17 protein-coding genes and 1 pseudogene are annotated in these 19,553 nt (G+C 37.9%); 6 read left to right on the top strand and 12 right to left on the bottom strand.

What is annotated here, in order from left to right; all coding sequences use genetic code 11:
- Positions 1–152: 152 nt before the first annotated feature.
- Positions 153–638 (top strand): hypothetical protein, encoded by a 486-nt coding sequence (locus A3H37_08565; protein ID OGL48061.1) that lies wholly within the window; start codon positions 153–155, stop codon positions 636–638.
- Positions 639–733: 95 nt separating this feature from the next.
- Positions 734–958: a hypothetical protein gene (locus A3H37_08560; protein ID OGL48060.1), complete on the top strand. Its 225-nt coding sequence runs from the start codon at positions 734–736 to the stop codon at positions 956–958.
- 78 nt (positions 959–1,036) lie between these two features.
- Here A3H37_08560 and A3H37_08555 read toward each other — a convergent pair whose 3' ends face one another.
- From A3H37_08555 to A3H37_08540, 4 genes are all read right to left on the bottom strand, one after another.
- Positions 1,037–1,816 (bottom strand): cobalt ABC transporter permease, encoded by a 780-nt coding sequence (locus tag A3H37_08555; protein OGL48059.1) that lies wholly within the window; start codon positions 1,814–1,816, stop codon positions 1,037–1,039.
- Positions 1,813–3,504 carry a cobalt ABC transporter ATP-binding protein gene (locus A3H37_08550; protein OGL48058.1) on the bottom strand — a complete coding sequence of 564 codons (1,692 nt, stop codon included), beginning with the start codon at positions 3,502–3,504 and terminating at the stop codon, positions 1,813–1,815. The genes A3H37_08555 and A3H37_08550 overlap by 4 nt, the downstream gene beginning before the upstream one ends.
- On the bottom strand, positions 3,504–4,295 hold the full coding sequence (locus A3H37_08545; protein ID OGL48057.1) for a hypothetical protein: 792 nt from the start codon (positions 4,293–4,295) through the stop codon (positions 3,504–3,506). Before A3H37_08545 ends, A3H37_08550 begins: the two co-directional genes overlap by 1 nt.
- Before the next feature lie 423 nt (positions 4,296–4,718).
- The gene (locus tag A3H37_08540) at positions 4,719–5,603 is read right to left on the bottom strand and encodes a 4-hydroxy-3-methylbut-2-enyl diphosphate reductase (protein ID OGL48056.1); all 885 of its coding nucleotides are present in this window, start codon (positions 5,601–5,603) and stop codon (positions 4,719–4,721) included.
- 168 nt (positions 5,604–5,771) lie between these two features.
- On the opposite strand from A3H37_08540, the gene A3H37_08535 reads away from it, so the two are divergent.
- Both A3H37_08535 and A3H37_08530 read left to right on the top strand, forming a co-directional pair.
- Positions 5,772–6,872, top strand: a complete 1,101-nt coding sequence (locus tag A3H37_08535) for a redox-regulated ATPase YchF (GenBank protein ID OGL48055.1) — start codon at positions 5,772–5,774, stop codon at positions 6,870–6,872.
- Between the two features lie 303 nt (positions 6,873–7,175).
- Complete coding sequence (locus A3H37_08530) at positions 7,176–8,585, top strand: dihydrolipoyl dehydrogenase (protein ID OGL48054.1); 1,410 nt, start codon at positions 7,176–7,178, stop codon at positions 8,583–8,585.
- A gap of 340 nt (positions 8,586–8,925) precedes the next feature.
- Here A3H37_08530 and A3H37_08525 read toward each other — a convergent pair whose 3' ends face one another.
- From A3H37_08525 to A3H37_08515, 3 genes are all read right to left on the bottom strand, one after another.
- On the bottom strand, positions 8,926–10,548 hold the full coding sequence (locus tag A3H37_08525; GenBank protein ID OGL48053.1) for a hypothetical protein: 1,623 nt from the start codon (positions 10,546–10,548) through the stop codon (positions 8,926–8,928).
- Positions 10,545–11,948 (bottom strand): magnesium chelatase, encoded by a 1,404-nt coding sequence (locus tag A3H37_08520; protein ID OGL48073.1) that lies wholly within the window; start codon positions 11,946–11,948, stop codon positions 10,545–10,547. Before A3H37_08520 ends, A3H37_08525 begins: the two co-directional genes overlap by 4 nt.
- Before the next feature lie 181 nt (positions 11,949–12,129).
- Positions 12,130–13,305 (bottom strand): hypothetical protein, encoded by a 1,176-nt coding sequence (locus A3H37_08515; GenBank protein OGL48052.1) that lies wholly within the window; start codon positions 13,303–13,305, stop codon positions 12,130–12,132.
- A 300-nt stretch (positions 13,306–13,605) separates the two neighbouring features.
- Here A3H37_08515 and A3H37_08510 point away from each other — a divergent pair, with 300 nt between their 5' ends.
- The gene (locus A3H37_08510; protein ID OGL48051.1) at positions 13,606–14,598 is read left to right on the top strand and encodes a 3-oxoacyl-ACP synthase; all 993 of its coding nucleotides are present in this window, start codon (positions 13,606–13,608) and stop codon (positions 14,596–14,598) included.
- 51 nt (positions 14,599–14,649) lie between these two features.
- Here the strand turns inward: A3H37_08510 and A3H37_08505 are convergent.
- Together A3H37_08505 and A3H37_08500 are read right to left on the bottom strand one after the other, a co-directional pair.
- A pseudogene (locus A3H37_08505) lies at positions 14,650–15,057 on the bottom strand (hypothetical protein).
- Positions 15,048–15,419: a hypothetical protein gene (locus tag A3H37_08500; protein OGL48050.1), complete on the bottom strand. Its 372-nt coding sequence runs from the start codon at positions 15,417–15,419 to the stop codon at positions 15,048–15,050. Before A3H37_08500 ends, A3H37_08505 begins: the two are co-directional and overlap by 10 nt.
- A 536-nt stretch (positions 15,420–15,955) precedes the next feature.
- Here A3H37_08500 and A3H37_08495 point away from each other — a divergent pair.
- A complete protein-coding gene (locus tag A3H37_08495; GenBank protein OGL48049.1) occupies positions 15,956–16,789 on the top strand; it encodes a TIGR00268 family protein in 834 nt (277 codons plus the stop codon).
- Positions 16,790–16,907: 118 nt separating this feature from the next.
- Here A3H37_08495 and A3H37_08490 read toward each other — a convergent pair whose 3' ends face one another.
- Genes A3H37_08490 through A3H37_08480 form a run of 3 tightly spaced genes read right to left on the bottom strand, consistent with a single transcriptional unit; the run spans position 16,908 to position 19,420 of the window.
- Positions 16,908–17,714: a 3-methyl-2-oxobutanoate hydroxymethyltransferase gene (locus tag A3H37_08490; protein ID OGL48048.1), complete on the bottom strand. Its 807-nt coding sequence runs from the start codon at positions 17,712–17,714 to the stop codon at positions 16,908–16,910.
- 8 nt (positions 17,715–17,722) lie between these two features.
- Positions 17,723–18,241 (bottom strand): 2-amino-4-hydroxy-6-hydroxymethyldihydropteridine diphosphokinase, encoded by a 519-nt coding sequence (locus A3H37_08485; protein OGL48047.1) that lies wholly within the window; start codon positions 18,239–18,241, stop codon positions 17,723–17,725.
- The gene (locus A3H37_08480; protein OGL48046.1) at positions 18,242–19,420 is read right to left on the bottom strand and encodes an LL-diaminopimelate aminotransferase; all 1,179 of its coding nucleotides are present in this window, start codon (positions 19,418–19,420) and stop codon (positions 18,242–18,244) included.
- Positions 19,421–19,553 lie beyond the last annotated feature (133 nt).

The following is a 19,553-nucleotide window of genomic DNA, read 5'->3' as shown; positions in this document are numbered from 1 at the left end:
TCCTGTCTTGTTTTTGTTTATGAAAGGATACACCACCTCTATTTACTTTTTACACTCTTTTTGAGTATAGCTCAAATTTGAGTTGTTTATATATGTAAGATATATAAAATATGTTTTAAGGAATCTGATTTTTTCTAAACAGGTGTTTTGAAATGACTGTTTTGCAAAATAAAATGCTTCATATAATCCTGCTTACAGCTGTTACCTTTCTCATTTATGCAAATTCCTTACAGAATGATTTCACAAACTGGGATGACCAGGAATTAATAATAAATAATGCCAGAATAAAGAGCCTGAGCGCTAAGAATATTTTTGATATATTCACTTCACCAACCGGAGCGGATTATCTTCCTTTTAAAGAAATTTCCTATGCGATAGATTACAGAATATGGAAACTGAATCCATTTGGCTATCGTCTGGCAAATATGGTTCTTTATGCGGGAAACGTAATTCTTGTGTATCTGATAATTAATTTTCTCTTCAAGGATTCAGTTGCTGCCCTTATCGCCTCAATCTGTTTTTCTGCCCATCCTGTTCATATTGAGTCGGTTGCGTGGCTATCTGCAAGGAAGGATGTTTTATCAGGGGTTTTCTTCGTCGCTTTGCTCCTCGCAATGAGATTCTCAGTCAACCTGTAAAGACCTGTTCCTGCATTTTAATTGCTTTATTCCTATCAATCCTAACAATGGAAAGGAATCTTGTCTGGAGGGATAGTTATTCCCTATGGAGCGACGTGATTAGGAAAAATTCAAAAATAGCTTCTGCCCATAATAATCTCGGAAATATTTTCATGAAAGAGGGAAGGTATGAAGACGCATTAAAGATATATAAAAAAGCTATTTCCATGAATCCGAAGTCTTCGGATGCCTGGTATTTTGCAGGTGTTGCCTATGAGGCGCTGATGTTACAGGAAGAGATTGCTGTAAAAGGGGGAAGGGGGTATCAGAAAAAAGAATAGAGTATAGAGACAGGGCTTTGGAGTCATTTTTAATGGCGCATAAACTCAATCCAAATAATTTAAATGCAAAAGAAAAAGTCACAATTTCAAACCGTCAATCTTTCCGTATCCCTTGACCTTCAGATAAATAGCTGCAACCAGAACCAAAATTAAAAAAACAGATATAAGATAATCTGCAGTCCTGAACTCCGTCATCATATAAAAAGTTCTTTTTCCTTTGTATCCAAATCCCTTTGATTCAAGCGCCTGTGCAAGCAGGTTTGTGTTTCTGATTGTTGAAAGAAATATCGGAACAAGCAGGGGGATATATTTTTTAATTCTTTCAAAAATATTTCCTTCATCAAGATCCAGTCCTCTTGAACGCTGTGCCTGTATTACTGTAGCGCCTGTGCCTGCAAGCATAGGGACAAGACGGAGCGCAGTCGAGAAGGCAAAACTCATCCTATATGGGATTCCTATTTTAATTAGCCCAAGGGCTATATCTTCATTTTTAGTTGTTAAAAGAAAAATTATCCCCGCAATTATCATGAGCGATATTTCGATTGCTGATGAGATTCCGTAGAGAAGGGATTCAGAAGAAACTTTCCAGAAGAGATTGGTTTTCCCTTTTGCTGTAAATGACCAGATGGGGATAGTCAGGAGGCTGATAATTAAGATTAATTTCCAGACTGTTCTGAGATTAAGAAGTGTTTTTGAGATGATTCCGTGAAGAAGGACTAAAAGGAGAACTGAAAAGGAATATAATGGGTGCTGATAGAGCAATCCTATTACAAATGTTACAAGAAGTAGAAAAATCTTTGTTCTGGGGTCAAGGCTGTGAATTAAAGATTTTCTGTCCAGATAGAGATAGAGGTTCATTGCTTCACCATTATATCTTTAAATTCATCAATCGAGAGCAGTGTGTAGCCAAGACTGTTTCCAAGCGAAGTAAGGCTGGGAAGTTTTATGTGCGCTTTTGCAAGCTCATCTTCTTTTTGAAAAACCTCCCTTGTTGTTCCATCAAGAAGTATTTTTCCTCTGTCCATTACAATAACCCTGTGGGAATATGAGGCAACAATATGTATTGAATGGGTTATTATTATGATTGTGTGCCCTATTGAGTTCAGGCCTTTCAAAAGATTCATCATGCTTAATAGCTCTTTGTAGTCAAGGCCGGTAGTTGGTTCATCAAGGATAATTATTTCAGGTTTTGATGAAAGAACTGATGCTACTGCAAGCTTCTGTCTGTCTCCCTTTGTAAGAGAGAAGGGGTCTTCGCTGACAAACTTTGAGAGGCCTACGGATTCAAGAGAGTCTTTAACCCTTTTATCAATTTCACTCTCAGTTAAACCAAGAAGCTTTGGGGTAAAGGAAACTTCTTCATAAACAGTTTGAGCAAATATCTGGTGGTCAGGATTTTGAAAAACAAATCCGACAAGCTGGCTCAGTTCCTTTAAACTTGCACCTTTTGTGCTTTTGCCTTTTATACAGATGTCACCTTTTGATGGGAGAAGCAAGCCGTTAAAATGTTTTGCAAGGGTTGTTTTCCCCCCGCCGTTGTGGCCAATTATGCTTACAAACTCACCGGCTCTTATGGAAAGGTTTATTCCTCTGAGCACTTCCTCATCATTGAGATATTTATGGTGCAGTGAGTCGGTTTTTATAACTACATCACCGTAGGAAGCGGATTGTTTTTTATCCTTCTCAATAAGCTCTTTGTATTTTGTTTCAGAAAGTTTAAAATTCCTTTTCTTTATTGATTCGATGGCATGATTTTTATTTATTGGAAACTCGTCTATCCCAAGTTCCTGAAACAATTCCACAAGCTGAGGAGGCATGATACCTATGTTTTTCAAAAAGGGAATATTCTTGAAAATATTTTCAGGGGAATTATGAGCTAATATCTTTCCGTTATTCATCAGTATTATGAAATCAGCATAAAGCACTTCTTCTGTTTCGTGTTCAACAATTATCATTGTCCTGTTGCTGTCTTTTTTGAGGTCGCGGCAGATTTTAAAAACATTCTCTTTTCCTTCAGGGTCAAGGTCTGTTGTTGGTTCGTCAAGACATAGTACTTCAGGCTCAATCGAGAGCACTGAAGCAATTGCAAGGCGCTGTTTCTCACCTCCGGAAAGAGTGGAGGGCTGGCGGTGGTTAAAGGCTGAAAGTCCAACGAGGTTCAGGGAATTATCAATCCGTCTTCTTATATCTTCCCTGCTGAAACCTAAATTTTCAGGACCAAAAGCGACTTCAAGTTCTACATTTGTTGAAAAAAGCTGGGATTCAAAATCCTGAAATACCTGCCCAATTACAGGGGTAAGTTCATTGACCTGATGTTCACTGACATTTTTACCTGACAACAGAACATTGCCCTGAAATTCACCTTTTATCAATTTTGGGACAAGTCCGTTCAGAGCAAGGCACAGAGTTGATTTGCCGGCGCGGCTTGGACCCATGATGACATATAGTTTTCCTTTTTCTACATCAAGGCTGATGTTATCAAGAGCTTTTTTATCACTATTTTTATATTTGAAGGATATGTTCTGAAGAGAGATGATGTTCTGCATCAAGCCAGGAAACACCCAATCAAGAGGACCAGAAGACAGGGAGTGACTGCAAGCACTACCATGCTTCCAACAGTTCCTGCAGTTGTAGAAAAAAGAGAGGAGCCATAAACACCTGTAGAAATTGAAATACCTGCAACCAGCCCGCCAACGCCGCCAACCCATATCAAAAGCTTTCCAAGAAAAGGGATTGGAGATGATGGCAGGTCATTCTTTTCCATTATATCTGTCCAGAGGAGGTCCCATTTCATTACCCTTGGATAAAGAAGAACAAGAATAAAAGGACCTATAAGGACATTCATTACGAAATTGTTTACAAATATTATTGAGCCAAGCCAGGAAAAGGGAAGAAGCCCTACAACTTCAAGGCCCCATGCGATTATTTCAGCACAGACACAGCTTGCTAAAAAGCCTACAGATGCAAATTTAATGAACTCTTTTGGTTTGAGTCTTTTGTTTTTAGAGTTGTTTGTAATGTTGTCAATTGAGGGCTTATATACTTTGTAGGCAACAAGGCTGAAGAAAAAGTTCCCCACAAACCCAAAGATACTTCCAATGCCGAGTGTTCCGAAAAAATCACCAATCAGATTTCCAAATGCTGAACCCCAGGCGCCTGCAGGTCCAAAGAGAATCCCGAAGACAACAGGAATCACAGCAGCAGGCCTGAGCTCTGTTGAGCCGGGAATTATAGGGATTCCTTTCAGAGGAATCAAAATTGCCGCAAAGACTCCTGCGGTCAGAGCTGTCAAGACAACCATTTTTGTATATTTCCACATTGTTACAACTTCACGCATATGTAGTTCTCATAAATAGTCCTCAAAATAGTTTTTATCAGAATATTGAACTAAAAACAACTTGAAAAATATAATTAATACTGCAATATGTTTAAAAGGTATTTTCTTGTGTCTGGTTATACAAAATATTAGCGGGACAAGAATGTCCCGCCTATCTTATAGACGGGGTTTTCTAACCCCGTATTTCTGAGTTAATAGACCGAAATTTAAATTTTTAAAAATATCATTTTATGCCAGAAAAGCTTATCTTAGTACTCCATACAACATACCAGACAATGAAGGTCGAGAAAGTCTTGAAGGCTAATAAGATTCCCCACACCCTTATTTCCAAACCACCAAAAGTCAATCCGGGGTGCGGTATTGCTATACGGTTTTCCATGGAAGATGAAGAAAAAGTTATAAAAATTCTCCGTGACGAAAACATTAACTATGAGGGAATTTACTTTGAGAAGAATGAAACAGCAGGCGACGCGCCATAATCTCTTCAACCCTTTTCTGAACTTCCTCAATTATCCAGTCAGGAGTTGAGGCTCCTGCTGTGATTCCAATATTTTTCTTTCCTTTGAACCATGAATCTTTTAATTCTTCCTTTGTTTCTATGTGGTGGGTTTGGGTATTCTCTTTGCAGATTCCAGCAAGCCTTTTTGTGTTGGCGCTTTCCTTTCCGCCAATCACAATCATCAGCTCAACATTCTTGCTGAGTTCATAAGCGGCATTCTGGCGTAAAATGCTTGCCTTGCAGATGGTGTTGAAGACTCTCAGTTCTTCAACCTGCTTTAAAACCCTGTTTACGATTTTATAAAAATTATTTTCACTCTGAGTTGTCTGGACAACAATCCCTACTTTCCTTTTAAACTTTGTTTTATCAACTTCATCAGGTGATGAAATGACAACAACATTATCATTTATGCTTTCCTTTATTGCCTTAACCTCTGCGTGGTCATGGTCTCCGATTAATACGAGCTGATAGCCATCTTTGACAAGTTGCTTGGAAAGTTTGTGGAGGTTTTTTACTTTGTAACATGTAGAATCAATAATCTGTATTCCCATTTCAATTGCTTTTTTTATTTTTGGCTCAGGAAGACCATGGGAGCGGACAATCAGGATTCCGTCTTTGTCAATCTTGTTTATGTCCTCAACAGTTATCAAACCCTGCTTGCTGAGTTTTTCTATGACCTGAGGGTTGTGAATCAGGGGACCTATTACAAATATTTTCTTTTTGTTTCCGCGAAGGGCTTCATTGGTTTTCTCTATTGCCAGCTTAACCCCTTCGCAAAACCCATAATATTTCGCTTTTATGACAGGCATAAATATTTTAATTGTTAAAAGATTTGATTGTTTAGATTTTTATGTTAGCTATATGAAATTATAATAGTAGACTATTATTCTTATATCAAGAAAATTCTATTTTCTTTTAAGATTGACAAAAGTTGAAATATCTATACAAAGCAGAGCATTTTCAAAAAGGAGAATTTTGTGATAATTGGAATTGTGGGACTTCCAAATTGTGGGAAGACTGCTCTGTTTAATGCCATAACACGAGGGGATGCAGAGGTTGCCTCTTATGCCCAGACAATGGCTGAGCCCAATGTTGGTGTTGCCTTTGTGCCTGATAAGAGGATTGACAGGTTATGCGAGGTTTTCAAACCGCAGAAGACAACCTACGCCTCTGTGAAATATATTGATATGCCCGGACTTCAAAAGGGAAGCCTTTCAGAAGGGACAAAAATAACAGAATTCCTTGCAAGGGCAAGGGAGGTTGATGCGCTTGTTCATGTTGTCAGGGTATTTGAGGATGCTTCTGTGCAGAATCCTGCTGGTTCTATTGACCCGTTAAGAGACGCCAAGGACCTTGAACTGGAATTTATTTTAAGCGACCTCTCAATAATTGAAAAACGGCTTGAAAGGATAGAGGCTGACCTTAAAAAAGGAATAGAAAGGCAGAAAAGGGAGATTGAAAAACAATTGTTGAGCGGTTTTAAAGAGATTCTTGAAAAAGAAACCCCGATGAGAAATATTAATGTAAAGCCTGAGGATGAAAAGTTAATCCGCGGATACCAGTTCCTGACATTAAAGCCAATGGTGGTTGTTCTGAATATCCACGAAAATCATATTAATTCTGATGAGACTGAAAAATTGTCAGCTCATATAAGAAAGAATTTTTCAGGAGAAATGGACAGGACTGTTGCTGTATGCGCAAAGACAGAGATGGAGATTAGCCAGCTTCCGGTTGAGGAGTCACAAATGTTTATGGACGAGCTTGGAATCAAAGAATCTGCAATGAGCAAACTGATTAATGCCTGTTATGACATTCTTGGGCTTATTTCTTTTCTTACTGTTGGCGAGGATGAAGTTAGGGCGTGGACAATAAAGAAAGGGTCTAATGCCTGCAATGCAGGCGGTGTGATACACTCGGATATAGAGCGTGGATTTATAAAGGCTGAAGTAATTTCATATGAGGATTTTATGGAAGCCGGTTCAATATCAAATGCCAGAAGCAAAGGCACCTTCAGGCTTGAGAGCAGGAATTATGTTGTCAGTGATGGGGATATAATAAATTTTAAGTTTAATGTGTAGTATCTTCCACATATTCACCCAGTTGAAATTCACAAAGAGAGCTCTAAGATAGATTTGTGGCCACGATGAATATTGGATTGGATAGGTTTTTATATCATTGACCCGAAAGTAATTTTTCAAATTTCCCCCCTAACCCCCTTTTCCCTGCCTGACGGTAGGCAAGTAAAAAAGGGGGGGATGGGGGGATTATATTTTCATATTCCTTTGTGAGCTATTAGCTCATGAAGATTCCCGCAGATTGACAAAAGAATTTGAAAGGGATAAGAAGGAAAATAATTATTTAATTTATATAGGAGAGTCTGAATGGCTGATAAGAGTTGTGATATTGCTGTCATAGGCGGCGGACCCGGTGGATATGTTTCTGCAATCAGGGCGGCACAGCTTGGGGCAAAGGTTTGCCTGATTGAAGAGGATGAGATAGGCGGCACATGTCTTAACAGGGGTTGCATTCCAACCAAAGCTCTTTTAAAGGGAGTGGAATTTGCAGACCTTGCAAAGAAGGCAAAAAATTATGGTGTTGATTTTGAAGGGATGAAAATTGATTTTCCAAGATTGATGGCAAAAAAGGATACTGTGGTAAAAACCCTTGTAACAGGTGTTTCAGGGCTTCTTAAAAGCAACTCTGTTGAAGTCGTAAAGGGAAGAGGAAAGTTTTTGTCAAACACACAGATTGAAGTCTTAAAGCCTGAAGGCAAGATAGTTATTGAGGCAAAAAAAATAATTATTGCAACCGGTTCTTCGTCTTCAACCATTCCATTGCCGGGCATTGACAGCAATGGGGTTATTGACAGTGATGCGGCTTTGGAACTTACTGAAATTCCAAAAAGCCTTGTAATTGTTGGCGGTGGAGTAATAGGAGTAGAGTTTGCAACTATTTTTTCAAAGCTTGGGACATCAGTTACAGTAATAGAACTTATGCCTCAGATAATTCCGACAGAAGATGCTGATGTTGCAACGGCTCTTGAGAGTTCCCTGAAAAGAGGCGGAGTAAAGTTTTTTACTAATGCGGGGCTTTTGCGGATTGAAGAAACTCCTCAGGGGTGCGATTCGGTTTTTTCTGTTAAGGGCGGAGAGGAGCAGAAGATATCATCAGAAAAGGTGCTGGTTGCAGTCGGAAGGGTGCCATATACGTCGGGGCTTGATCTGGAGAAAATAGGTGTAAAGACAGAAAAAGGAAAGGTGATAGTCAACGCCAGAATGGAAACAAGTGTTGAAAATATCTATGCAATTGGCGATGTTCTCGGGAAAATAATGCTTGCACATGTTGCTATGGAGGAGGGGATTATAGCAAGCGAGAATGCGATGGGGAAATCTGCTGAGATGAATTACGGCTTTGTCCCAAGATGTATCTACACGAGCCCTGAAATAGCAGCAGTTGGAATTACAGAGAAAGAGGCAAGAGACAAGGGAGTACAGATAAAAACAGGAAAGTTCTCTTTTACCGCAAGCGGAAAGGCTGCGACAATTGGAGAAAGAGAAGGCTTTGTAAAGGTAATTTCAGATGACAGGAATGAGAAAATACTGGGAATTCAGATTGTCGGAGTTTGCGCCACTGATATGATTGCTGAAGGAGTGCTTGCAATAAAGAAAAAGATGACAGTAAAGGAACTTGCTTCAACTATCCACGCCCATCCAACACTGTCAGAGGCTGTTATGGAGGCTGCCCTTGATAATTTAGGAGGTGCGATTCATATCCCTAAGAAAGTTCGTTAGAACTTTACTGTTAAGGGTCTCTTGCCAAAAAGTGTCTGTAAAAATTATTTTTCAAAAACCCCTAAAATTTTATTTGACAAAATAAATCTGCTTCATAATATTCATAGTTAAAAATTAATAATATATTTAATATTTATTTTGAGGAGGTCTTATTATGAATTATTACTGCCTCGATTGCTCTAAAGAATTTTTTCTTGAGAATGCTGATGAGATAGTTGCATGTCCTTTTTGCAACAGCGAAGATGTAGAAGAACTTGAGGATGAGGAGTTTGATGAAGAGGATGTAGATGAGGATATTGATGAAGATGATTTTTTAACCTGAGCCGAGAATTGTCTCTGTTTATGAAACCCTTTTCCTCTTTTTCTCAACGTAATCAACGAGGATATATTTACCAAGGTCAAAGGGATGGACAAAGAAGGCGCGTCCTTTATTGATTTTGGTTATTTCATTAACAAATGAGCGCAGGGTAGGGTTTGAGTCCAACATGAAGGTGTTGATTGTTATACCCTGCCTTGTGCATCTGTAAACTTCCTTTAAAGTTTCCTTGGAGGCTCTCGGGCTTATGCCACCAAATCCCATTGGCCATTCAAACTGAAGGACTCCTTTATAGTAATATGCTGTGGGCTGTCCGTCAGTAATTGCTATTATCTGTTTGTTTTTGGTCCTGTGCCTTGAAATCAGCCTTTCAGCAAGCCGCAATCCATCCTGAAGGTTTGTGAAGGCATTTCCCATATCCCTTGTTCCGTCCATTGGAATTAACTGAGGAAGCTCTACTGTATTAATTCTTCTTGCCCTTGATGAAAAGCCTACGATGTAGAAATTATCTCTTGGGAATTTTGTCCTGATAAGATGGTCTAAGGCTATGGCAACTTTTTTTGCCCCTGTGAACCTGTTGCCCCAAGCCATTGAGAGGCTCATGTCTATGAGCATTACTGTTGTTGACTGGGACGAGAAATCAATATCAAATATTTCAAAGTCTTCTGACTTAATCCTTAAAGGAGTACCTTTGTATTCTCTCTTGATGGAATTCATTAAGGTTTGGGAGAGGTCAATGTTAAAAGGGTCTCCAAACTGGTATTTTTTTGACTGGTCTAATCTGATGTTTCCAGCACCCCCGAATCTGGTCTCGTGGGTTCCGAAGCAATCCTTTTTCATTGATGAGTAAATGCTCTGGAGTGCATTCTGACCGATTCTTTTAATCCCCTTTGGAGTGAGACTCATTTTGTTGCCGCTAACTTCTATGAAACCGGAATTCTTGAGCTTGTCAATTACTCCCTGCAGATGTTCAAAGAACTGGAAAATCTCTTCATTGAGAAAGAACTTGAGGTCCTCAAGGTTTATGGTAATGAAGTTACCCTCTTTGAAATCCTTAATAAGGTTATCTAACCTTTTAAACTCCTCCATCATTTCCACAGCATCCTGAAACTGGAGGGGTGTTTCTCCGTGGAATTTTTTGTTGTACTTGTCAAAAAATTCTTCAAGCTGTCTAACCTTTTCAAGGTCTCTTAAAAGTTTTTCAAACTCCTTTTTTGCATTTTTATCCTGAAAGTCGTAAAACCTGAGGGATTCAATTGCCTTGCTCAGTTTTTTGGGGAGGTTATCAAGGAGGAATTTCCTTTCTGCTATTTCTTTCTTGTTGTCACTGAACTTTTTATCAAGCGTTGAGACTTCTTTGTTAATAATTTCTTTAAGTTTTTTCTTTATATCATCAAAGGCGTAGTCAAGGTTAAATGTTTTAAAGTATTCCTCCTTGAGACTTTCAAGGTAATCAAGGTATTGGTCAAGGGTCATTAAATTCATATTCGGGTTTGAAGAGAGATACTGCATCATAAGCCACTGAAGGGCTGCATACATGTTTCCTTCCTGAAGAAGATATTCTGAGAACTCATCAAAGAGTTTTTCTTCCTCAAGTTTTAATTTAGACTCAGTACCGTCCCATTCCGAATAATGATATATTTTCATCTGTAAACTATCTTTCCGTTAACTTCTGCCTTGTTTAATTTATTATAGAGATGAAGCCCTTCAAAGATAAATTCGACTGCAGAGGCTATTGCCGGTGTGCTTTTTGAATTTCCAAGCTTTTCCACACCTTCTTTCAAGCCTTCTATTTTTGCCAGTCCTTCAAGATATTCTGTTGAGGGCATCTGGTCAGAAACCTCCACAACCCATCCACCCTTGAAGCTATCCACGACTTTCTGGAGCTGGTTTGGTGAAAAATACTGGTCAAAGACTTTTTTTACAGACTTCTGCATTATACCCTTTATCACATCATCTTCCTTTTTATCCTCACCAAGATACTCAATCTCAATTTTGCCTGATGTTGACGGAAGGATTGAATGCATATCGCTCATTCGCGGAACAATTTCATTTTCCTTAAGGATGATGGCTCTTTTTTCAGCATTGCTTATAATGCTTTCAAGATTAGCGATTGACATTCTCACGCTGACGCCTGATTTCTGATTTATGTCGTGGCTTTCCCTTGCAGCCAATGTAATTTCAGCGATGATTTCTTTGATAAAATGGGGAACATAAAGTTTAAAATCATCATTGCTGAAATTGATGCGTTCCTGTTCCATTATTGAAATCTCAGTTTTTCTGTCTTTAGGATAATGTGTTCTTATCTGAGACTCAAACCTGTCTTTAAGGGGTGTTATGATTCTTCCCCTGCTTGTATAATCCTCAGGGTTTGCGCTTGCAACAATACACATGTCAAGAGGAAGCTGTACCTTGTAGCCCTTAATCTGCACATCTCTCTCTTCCATTATATTAAAAAGCCCGACCTGAACCTTCTCAGGTAAATCCGGAAGTTCATTTATTGAAAAGATTCCCCTGTTTGTTCTTGGAATCAGTCCAAAATGGATTGTAAGCTCATCTGAGAGGTATCTTCCCTCTGCAACCCTTATAGGGTCAACTTCACCGATTAGGTCTGCAATTGACACGTCAGGTGTTGCCAGTTTCTCACCATACCGTATGTTTCTTGGAATCCAGGTAATTTCAACCTCATCTCCTGATTTCTTGATTTTTTCATTGCAGGATTTACAGATTGGATTGTAGGGATTATCGCTTATTTCACATCCTGAGATTGCAGGGACAAAAGGGTCAAGGAGGTTAAGAAGGTTCCTTATTATGCGGGTTTTTGCCTGCCCTCTCTCTCCGAGAAATATCATATTATGCCCTGAGAGAATGGCATTTTCTATCTGAGGGATAACAGAGGTTTCATAGCCTATTATTCCCTGAAATATCGGTTCTTTCTTTTTGAGCTTATCTATTATGTTCTTTCTCATCTCTGTATTTATTGGAAGAATCTGGTAATTAACCTTTTTGAGGTCTTTAATGGTTTTAATATTCTTAAAGTCTTTCATCATATTTATCCTTAAGAGATGGGGTTTAGGATCTGAGTGTTTGTATTTTGAAATTTAAATAAAAAAATCCCTTTCCTTTTCAACTTGTTTAAGAGCGAAGTTTGTTTGTAAAAATTTTAGTAATCTATTTCTGGTTTGTCAAACCAAAATCTGTTTTTATGTGTTCTCTTCCTGATGCTTTTCAGTAAAGAAGATATTTTTCCCTGGTTTTCATATACAGGGAAAGACTTTTACTCCATGAGGCTTCAATTTTTTTGATTGGAGTATTTTTTATAATCTGTTTTCTCAATTTATCTGTTCCTGCTATTACATCAAATGGGAGTTTTTCATATTCGTATTCATAGGGCGGTTTTTTCCATTTAAATAATTCAGGATAGAGTTTGTAAATCGCCTTTATTATTGAAATCCCTGTAATGACAGGTTTGAATTTATTCCTGTCAGTTACGTGGATATATATTCCTCCGCAGATTTCTCCCTTCCATTTGTTAAATGTTGGTTCAAAGCAGTAAGGCGTAAAAAGGACACCCGGCAGTTTTTCTTTTACCAGCGCCGAAATCAATTTATCAGGGTCAATGAAAGGCGCTCCAATTATTTCAAATGGCCTTGTTGTCCCCCTTCCTTCAGATATGTTCGTTCCTTCAAAAAAAACTGTACCCGGAAAAGCCGATGCAGTGTCAATAAAAGGCATATTTGGAGAGGGGAGAATCCATGGAAGGCTTGTATTATCAAACCACATATTCCTTTTCCATCCCCGCATTTTTATAACTTCAAGGTCAGCACCTATTTTAAATTCTTTGTTGAAAAATTTTGCAAGTTCTCCAACAGTCATACCGTGGCGTACAGGGATTGGATACATTCCGACAAAGGATGAAAATTTTTCCTCAAGAATATCTCCCTCAACTGAAACCCCGTTAATTGGATTTGGCCTGTCGAGAACAACAAATTTTTTCCCGTACTCCACGCAGGCTTTCATGGCATTAGCCATTGTATAGATGAAGGTGTAAATCCTTGTTCCAACATCCTGAAGGTCAAATATTAATACATCCAGATCTGAAAGCATTTCCTTGGTCGGGATTCTTGTCTCTCCATAAAGGCTGTAAACAGGTATTTTGAGTTTGGAATGGGTAAATCCCTGCCATGTAATCATATTGTCCTGTGTATTGCCGTGGATTCCATGTTGTGGACCAAAAACAGCTGCGAGTTTAACAACTTTACTGGAAGAAAAAAGTTCAACAGTGTTGGTGTAGTCGTGGATGATTGATGCCTGATTTACAATTAAACCGACTCTTTTCCCTTTGAACTTTTTAAAATCTTTTTCAAAAAAAAGTTCAAGTCCTGTTTTAACTCTTTTTGTCATATTAAATATGTTTTTTGAATAACCTTTTTGTCAGGCTAACATCCTAACTTAAAATTCTCTTGAGTCAGCTAAATCCCCCCAGCCCCCCTTTGACAAAGGGGGGTTAAGGGGGATTTTTACCACTTCAATTATATTTTCGTTCAGCCTGTTAGGCATTTGTCTAATAACTTTTTCTAAAAACCTATCAGAGTTTCTTTCATGTTTCAACATTAAACACAGAGAATAGGTTTTATTCTTGACAGAACCATTACCATATAATAAAAAAGCAGAATTATTAAACAAAACAATGAGGTGAGAAGAGTGAAGGATTCGCAGATAAGAACAAAAATCATAGGGACTGGTTCTTTTCTTCCTGAAAAAGTTTTAACCAATCATGATTTTGAAAAGATGGTTGATACAAATGACCAGTGGATTACTGAAAGAACTGGTATAAAATCCCGCCATATTGCAGAAAAAAATATGGCGTCATCAGACCTTGCAACGCAGGCAGGTAAAAAAGCGCTAAAGGATGCAGGAATTGAACCAAAGGAACTTGACCTGATAATTGTTGCGACCATTACCCCTGATATGTTTTTCCCTCCGACTGCATGCTTTGTACAGGCAAATCTCGGTGCAAAGAATGCAGCAGCCTTTGATATAGCGGCGGTTTGTTCAGGCTTTGTTTTCGGTCTTTCAGTTGCTGACGGATTTATTAGGAGTGAAAAATACAAGAAGATTCTCTTAATAGGTGTTGAGGTGATGAGCAAGATTTTAGACTATAAGGACAGGAATACCTGTGTGCTTTTTGGTGATGGGGCAGGGGCAGTTGTTGTTGCGCCTACAAAAAAGAATGAAGGGATACTTTCAACACATCTCTATACAGACGGAAATCTGGGAGAACTTATCAATATGCCCGGAGGAGGTTCAAGAAATCCTATATCAAAGGAAATGATAGATAAGAACCTGCACTATGTCCATATGAACGGAAGGGAAACCTATAAGGTTGCTGTAAAAGCGCTTGTAAAGGCTTCTGTTGATGCGATGGAGCACAACAAACTGAAGACTGAAGATATAGATGTTTTTATTCCTCATCAGGCAAATTTAAGAATAATAGAGGCTGTTGCTGAAAGGCTTAATTTTCCAAGAGAGAAAATTGTAATAACTATTGACAGGCACGGAAACACCTCTGCAGCTTCAATACCGCTTGCCCTTGACATTGCAGTAAAAGACGGCAGAATTAAAGCAGGCGATTATGTTCTAATGAGCGCTTTTGGTGGAGGACTCAACTGGGGCTCTGTGCTGGTTAAGTGGTGAGAAATAAAATTAAAAATAAAAAATCAAAATTAAGGTAAAAGTTTAATCTGACTAACCTGATAAAAGATTTCCCAAAATTTTCTTTAGCGCTTTGATTGTCTTCTTAGATATCTCGACAGAACCATTAGCTTCTTCTTTTGTTACTTCAGCAAAATCCTGATAATCTCCTTCATGCCGTAAATCCATAAGAGATTGAATAGCTTTGAAACTAATCTCTGATACAATACCTGTTTTTATAAAATGTTGGTTGAAAAGAGATATAACTCAGGAGTGTTTTGATGAGTCCTTGCTTACTGTTGCAAGAAATGCTCTCATTGCATAGAAAACTGAATAATATGCCCTGTTAACTGCTAATCTGAAATTATTGCGAGACAATTCATCAACTGCTTCATTGAGGGTTGTTTCTGCTCTTTCAAATCTATGTTTTGCAAGTGCTTTATTTTCAGGAATTAAAGCCATATTCCTTCATTTCTAACAGCGGTTCCAAAGGGTGAGGATTTTATTACTGGATTTTCCCACGCCTCGACATTATATCTAATTGTAGATATAAGTACATTGTGTTTCATATTTTCTTGCGCTGCTAACTCTGAGATAGTTTTCTTTATTTCCCATGATAAGGCATTAAGGACTATCAAAATATCTATATCTGAATCAGATTCACTGTTTTTTCTTACCTTTGAACCAAACAAAATAATTTCTTTAACTGTAGAACCTAATTTTTGTCTGATGAGTTTTACAAACCCAGAAATAGCTTTTCTCTCTTTAGGTGTCAGAGTTGAAAGACTTTCAAGATTTTTTATTTTTTGCTTTGACATTGGCATTTTCGATTCCTCTCTTATGAATCAGACAAACTATTAAGTTATAAGCCTTATTTTTCATAATCTAATACAATTAGTTGCATCTTGTCAAAACTAAATTAATTATGGTTTCTGACTAACTCTCAATCTGTTGTTAACAGCTACTTGTGGGAATTTTAAAGACACTCTTAATAAATTAATACTTCTTTTTATGAATAAATTTAAAATAAAGAGAACCGTCCCCTATAATTCTCTATCTTTCCTTGAGTTCTCTCAGATGTCTTGATTCATCATTTGCAAATGCTTCGAATAATTTTTTAAGCTCAGTATCTTTTGTTTTTTCAGCAAGCTCTTTATAAAGCTCGTAAGCCTCTTCTTCTCCTTCCATTGCGATTTTAAACGCTTCATAAAATTTTTCCATGTCCATAAATTCACCTCCATAATTTGATAAGCAATATATATTGAAAATATTTTATAATAAAAAGAGAAAAGAAATATTTGTTGATTCTCTTTCTTGACAAAAGACTGTCTTGAAATTATAAATCAATTAAGGTGGAAATATGGAAACAGCTTATGAGAAAAATGGAAAGTTAAAAGAAATATTAAGAAGCCTTGAGAGTGTTCTTGTTGCTTTTTCAGGAGGGGTGGACAGCACTTTTCTTTTAAAGGTCGCAGTTGATACACTTGGAAGGGAAAGGGTACTTGCAGTTACTGCGACATCAGAGAGTTACCCCAAGCGTGAGCTTGATGAGGCAATAGAGCTGGCAAAGATTATCGGAGCAAAGCATATTTCCATAGAATCAGGAGAGGTTGATATTCCTGAATTTCAGCATAATCCCCGAAACAGATGCTATTACTGCAAACGTGAACTTTTCTCAAAACTTAAAGAAACTGCAAGTCAGTACAAAATAAAATATGTGCTTGACGGAACAAATTTTAATGATGTTACAAGCGACCACAGGCCCGGAAAGCTTGCAGCAGACCAGCTTGGAATAAGAAGCCCTCTTTTTGAAGCAGGGATGACAAAGGATGAGATTCGGTTCCTTTCAAAAATATCAGGACTTCCAACATGGGAAAAACCGGAGTTTGCCTGCCTTTCATCAAGATTTCCATACGGGACAGCCATTACAAGAGAGAAACTTGTGATGGTTGACAGGGCTGAAGATTTTCTTAAAGAACTTGGATTCAGGCAATTGAGAGTCAGACATCACGATGACATTGCAAGAATCGAGGTTGAGGAAAAGGATTTGAAGAAATTCTTTGAAAACGGAATCAAAGATAAAGTGATTAATAAGTTTAAAGAGATTGGATATAAGTATGTGGCTGTAGATTTGCAGGGTTACAGGCGTGGAAGCATGAATGAGGCTGAAGAAGAGGTAAGATATAAGCTGTAAGTTGTATAGTGAGATTGCTTCGTCGCCTGCCTGCGGTAGGCAGGCTTCGCTTCTCGCAATGACAATCATAATAAAATTTTAGCAAATAAGCTTAAAGCTTATGGCTTATAGCTATTAATTACTTGAACCCGTGATTTTCTGTTGGGAACTTTCCTTTTTTAACTTCTTCCTTAAATTCTGTTACAGCATCAATAATTGTCTTTTTTATATTTGCATACTTCTTTACAAATTTTGGGTGGAACTGGTCATCAAATCCTAATATATCGTGAATCACAAGGACTTGGCCATCACAGTACGGACCTGAGCCTATCCCGATTGTTGGGATTTTAACTTCAGAAGATATTTTTTTTGCAAGCGGTATTGGAATTCCGTCAAGGACAATTGAAAAAGCCCCTGCCTTTTCAACAACCCTTGCATCTTTTAAAATGGCGTCAGCCTCTTTTTTGGTTTTTCCCTGAACTTTATAGCCTCCAATCTTATGGATTGATTGGGGCATAAGCCCTATGTGGCCCATAACAGGAATATTGCACTGCACAAGTTTTTCTATTGTTTCTTTGTGGGCAACCCCGCCTTCAAGTTTTACTCCTTCTGCGCCTGCTTCTTTTATGAACCTTGAGGCATTAAGAAGCGCCTGGTCAGGTCCAAGCTGATAGGACATGAACGGCATATCAGCGATAAGAAGGGCGTTGTTTCTTCCCCTTGCAACTGCTTTTGTGTGATGGAGCATTTCCTCCATTGTGACCGGCAAGGTATTTTCATATCCAAGGATTACATTGCCCAAAGAATCTCCAACAAGGATTATATCGATGCCTGCTTCATCAAGGAGTTTTGAAAAGGGAAAATCATAGGCAGTCAGCATTACAATTTTTTCTCTTTCTTCTTTCATCTTTTTTATTTTTGGTACTGTAACCTTGGATTTGTTCATAATATTTTTTAAAAGGGTTCAAGGGTCTGAGGGTTCAAGGGTTCGAGTAATTTTACTATACTTTTATCTCCAACTTCCATTAAAAGTTCTCCTGTATTCTTTTTTAATACAGGATGGATAAAATTACCAGCAATTTCATTCAAAGGCACCAGCACAAACCTCCTCAAATGCAACTGAGGATGGGGTATTGTCAACTCCGTTGTGTTAAGAATCAGGTTATTATAAAATAAAATATCAATATCCATTGCTCTTGGTCCCCACCTAACTGAGCTATTTTCCCGTCCGAGAAATTTTTCAAGTTCATTGCATTTTCTTAAAAGAGCAAAAGGGTCAAGCGTTGTAATGATGTTTGCAACAAAATTAACGAACCAGCCTTGTTCTTTATATCCAAAAGGTTCTGTGTGATAGAAAGAAGAATATTTTTCAATACTTATATCTTTCTGCTCTCTTAATAATTCAATTACTTTTTTGCATTTTCCAAGAGGCTCATCAATATTTGAGCCAATTGAGATAAAGATATTTTCCATTTAAATATTAATTTTTTTAAGCCTTTCCACTGCTTCCTTTAATTTTTCAGACGGGGTTGTGAGCGATACCCTTATATATCCTTCGCCATGTTTCCCAAATCCGTTTCCGGGAGTTGTGACTATCCCTAAGTTTTGAAGAATGTGCGTTGTAAGTTTTTCAGATGTAAAATTCTTGGGGCAGGGTATCCACATATAAAATGTTGCCTTAGGTTTTGTGATATCAAAACCTGCCTTCTGAAGCCCTTCTGCCATTATATCCCTGCGCGACTGGTATATGTTTCTCATTTCTTCAACTATTTTCTGGTCGCAACTTAGAGCTTCAATTGCAGCAAACTGGACAGCCTGAAAAACACCTGAATCAATATTTGTTTTTATTTTTCCAAGACCTCCAACAATTTCCTTATTGCCTATTGCAAAGCCGATTCTCCATCCTGTCATGTTGTAGGTTTTCGAAAGCGAATGGAATTCTATTCCAACTTCTTTTGCACCATTGACCTCGAAAAGGCTTGGGGTTTTACAGCCATCATAAAAAATTTCGCTGTAAGCAGCATCGTGACAGACAATAACATTATACTTGAATGCAAAATCTACAGCTTTTTTAAAAAAATCAAGCCCGCAGGATGCTGATGTTGGATTGTTTGGATAGTTGATAAACATTATTTTTGCTTTTTTTGCTATCTCTTCAGGAATGCAGTCAAGGTCAGGAAGAAAGTTATTTTCTTTTTTCAAAGGCATTATGTATGGTTTCCCTCCTGAAAAAATAGTGCTTGAGTTATAAACCGGGTAACCCGGATTTGGAATGAGAACAACATCGTCAAAATTCACAAAAGCGAATGGAATATTGGCGATACCTTCTTTTGAGCCTATGAGTGATAATATTTCTGTTTCAGGGTTAAATGAAGGACCGAAGCGTTTCTCATACCATTTGGCAGCAATTTCCCTGAATTTGTTCATTCCACTGTATGAAGGGTAGCGGTGATTCTGAGGGTCCTCAGATGCTTTTTTAAGAGCTTCAATAATATTTTTTGGTGTTGGAAGGTCAGGGTCTCCGATTCCCAAATCAATTATATCCATTCCCTTATCCTTTGCCTCTTTTTTTAGCTGGTCAATTCTTGCAAAAAGATAAGGTGGAAGTTCTTTTACTTTATTTGAAAGCTCAACATTAAATCTCTTAGTCATTAAATAGATACCTCCTGTATCTTTAGGTATAATTTTCTGTAATTGAAAGAATTATAAGTCGGGCAATCGTAAAAAAAAATTTTATCTTTGTCAAACTATTTTGAAAATGATATAATAACCAAATTATATTAAA

This window comes from Candidatus Schekmanbacteria bacterium RIFCSPLOWO2_02_FULL_38_14 (assembly GCA_001790855.1).
Classification (GTDB): domain Bacteria; phylum Schekmanbacteria; class GWA2-38-11; order GWA2-38-11; family GWA2-38-11; genus 2-02-FULL-38-14-A.
The sequence above is the reverse complement of the archived record's forward strand: the minus strand, read 5'-3'. Positions and strand labels throughout refer to the sequence as shown.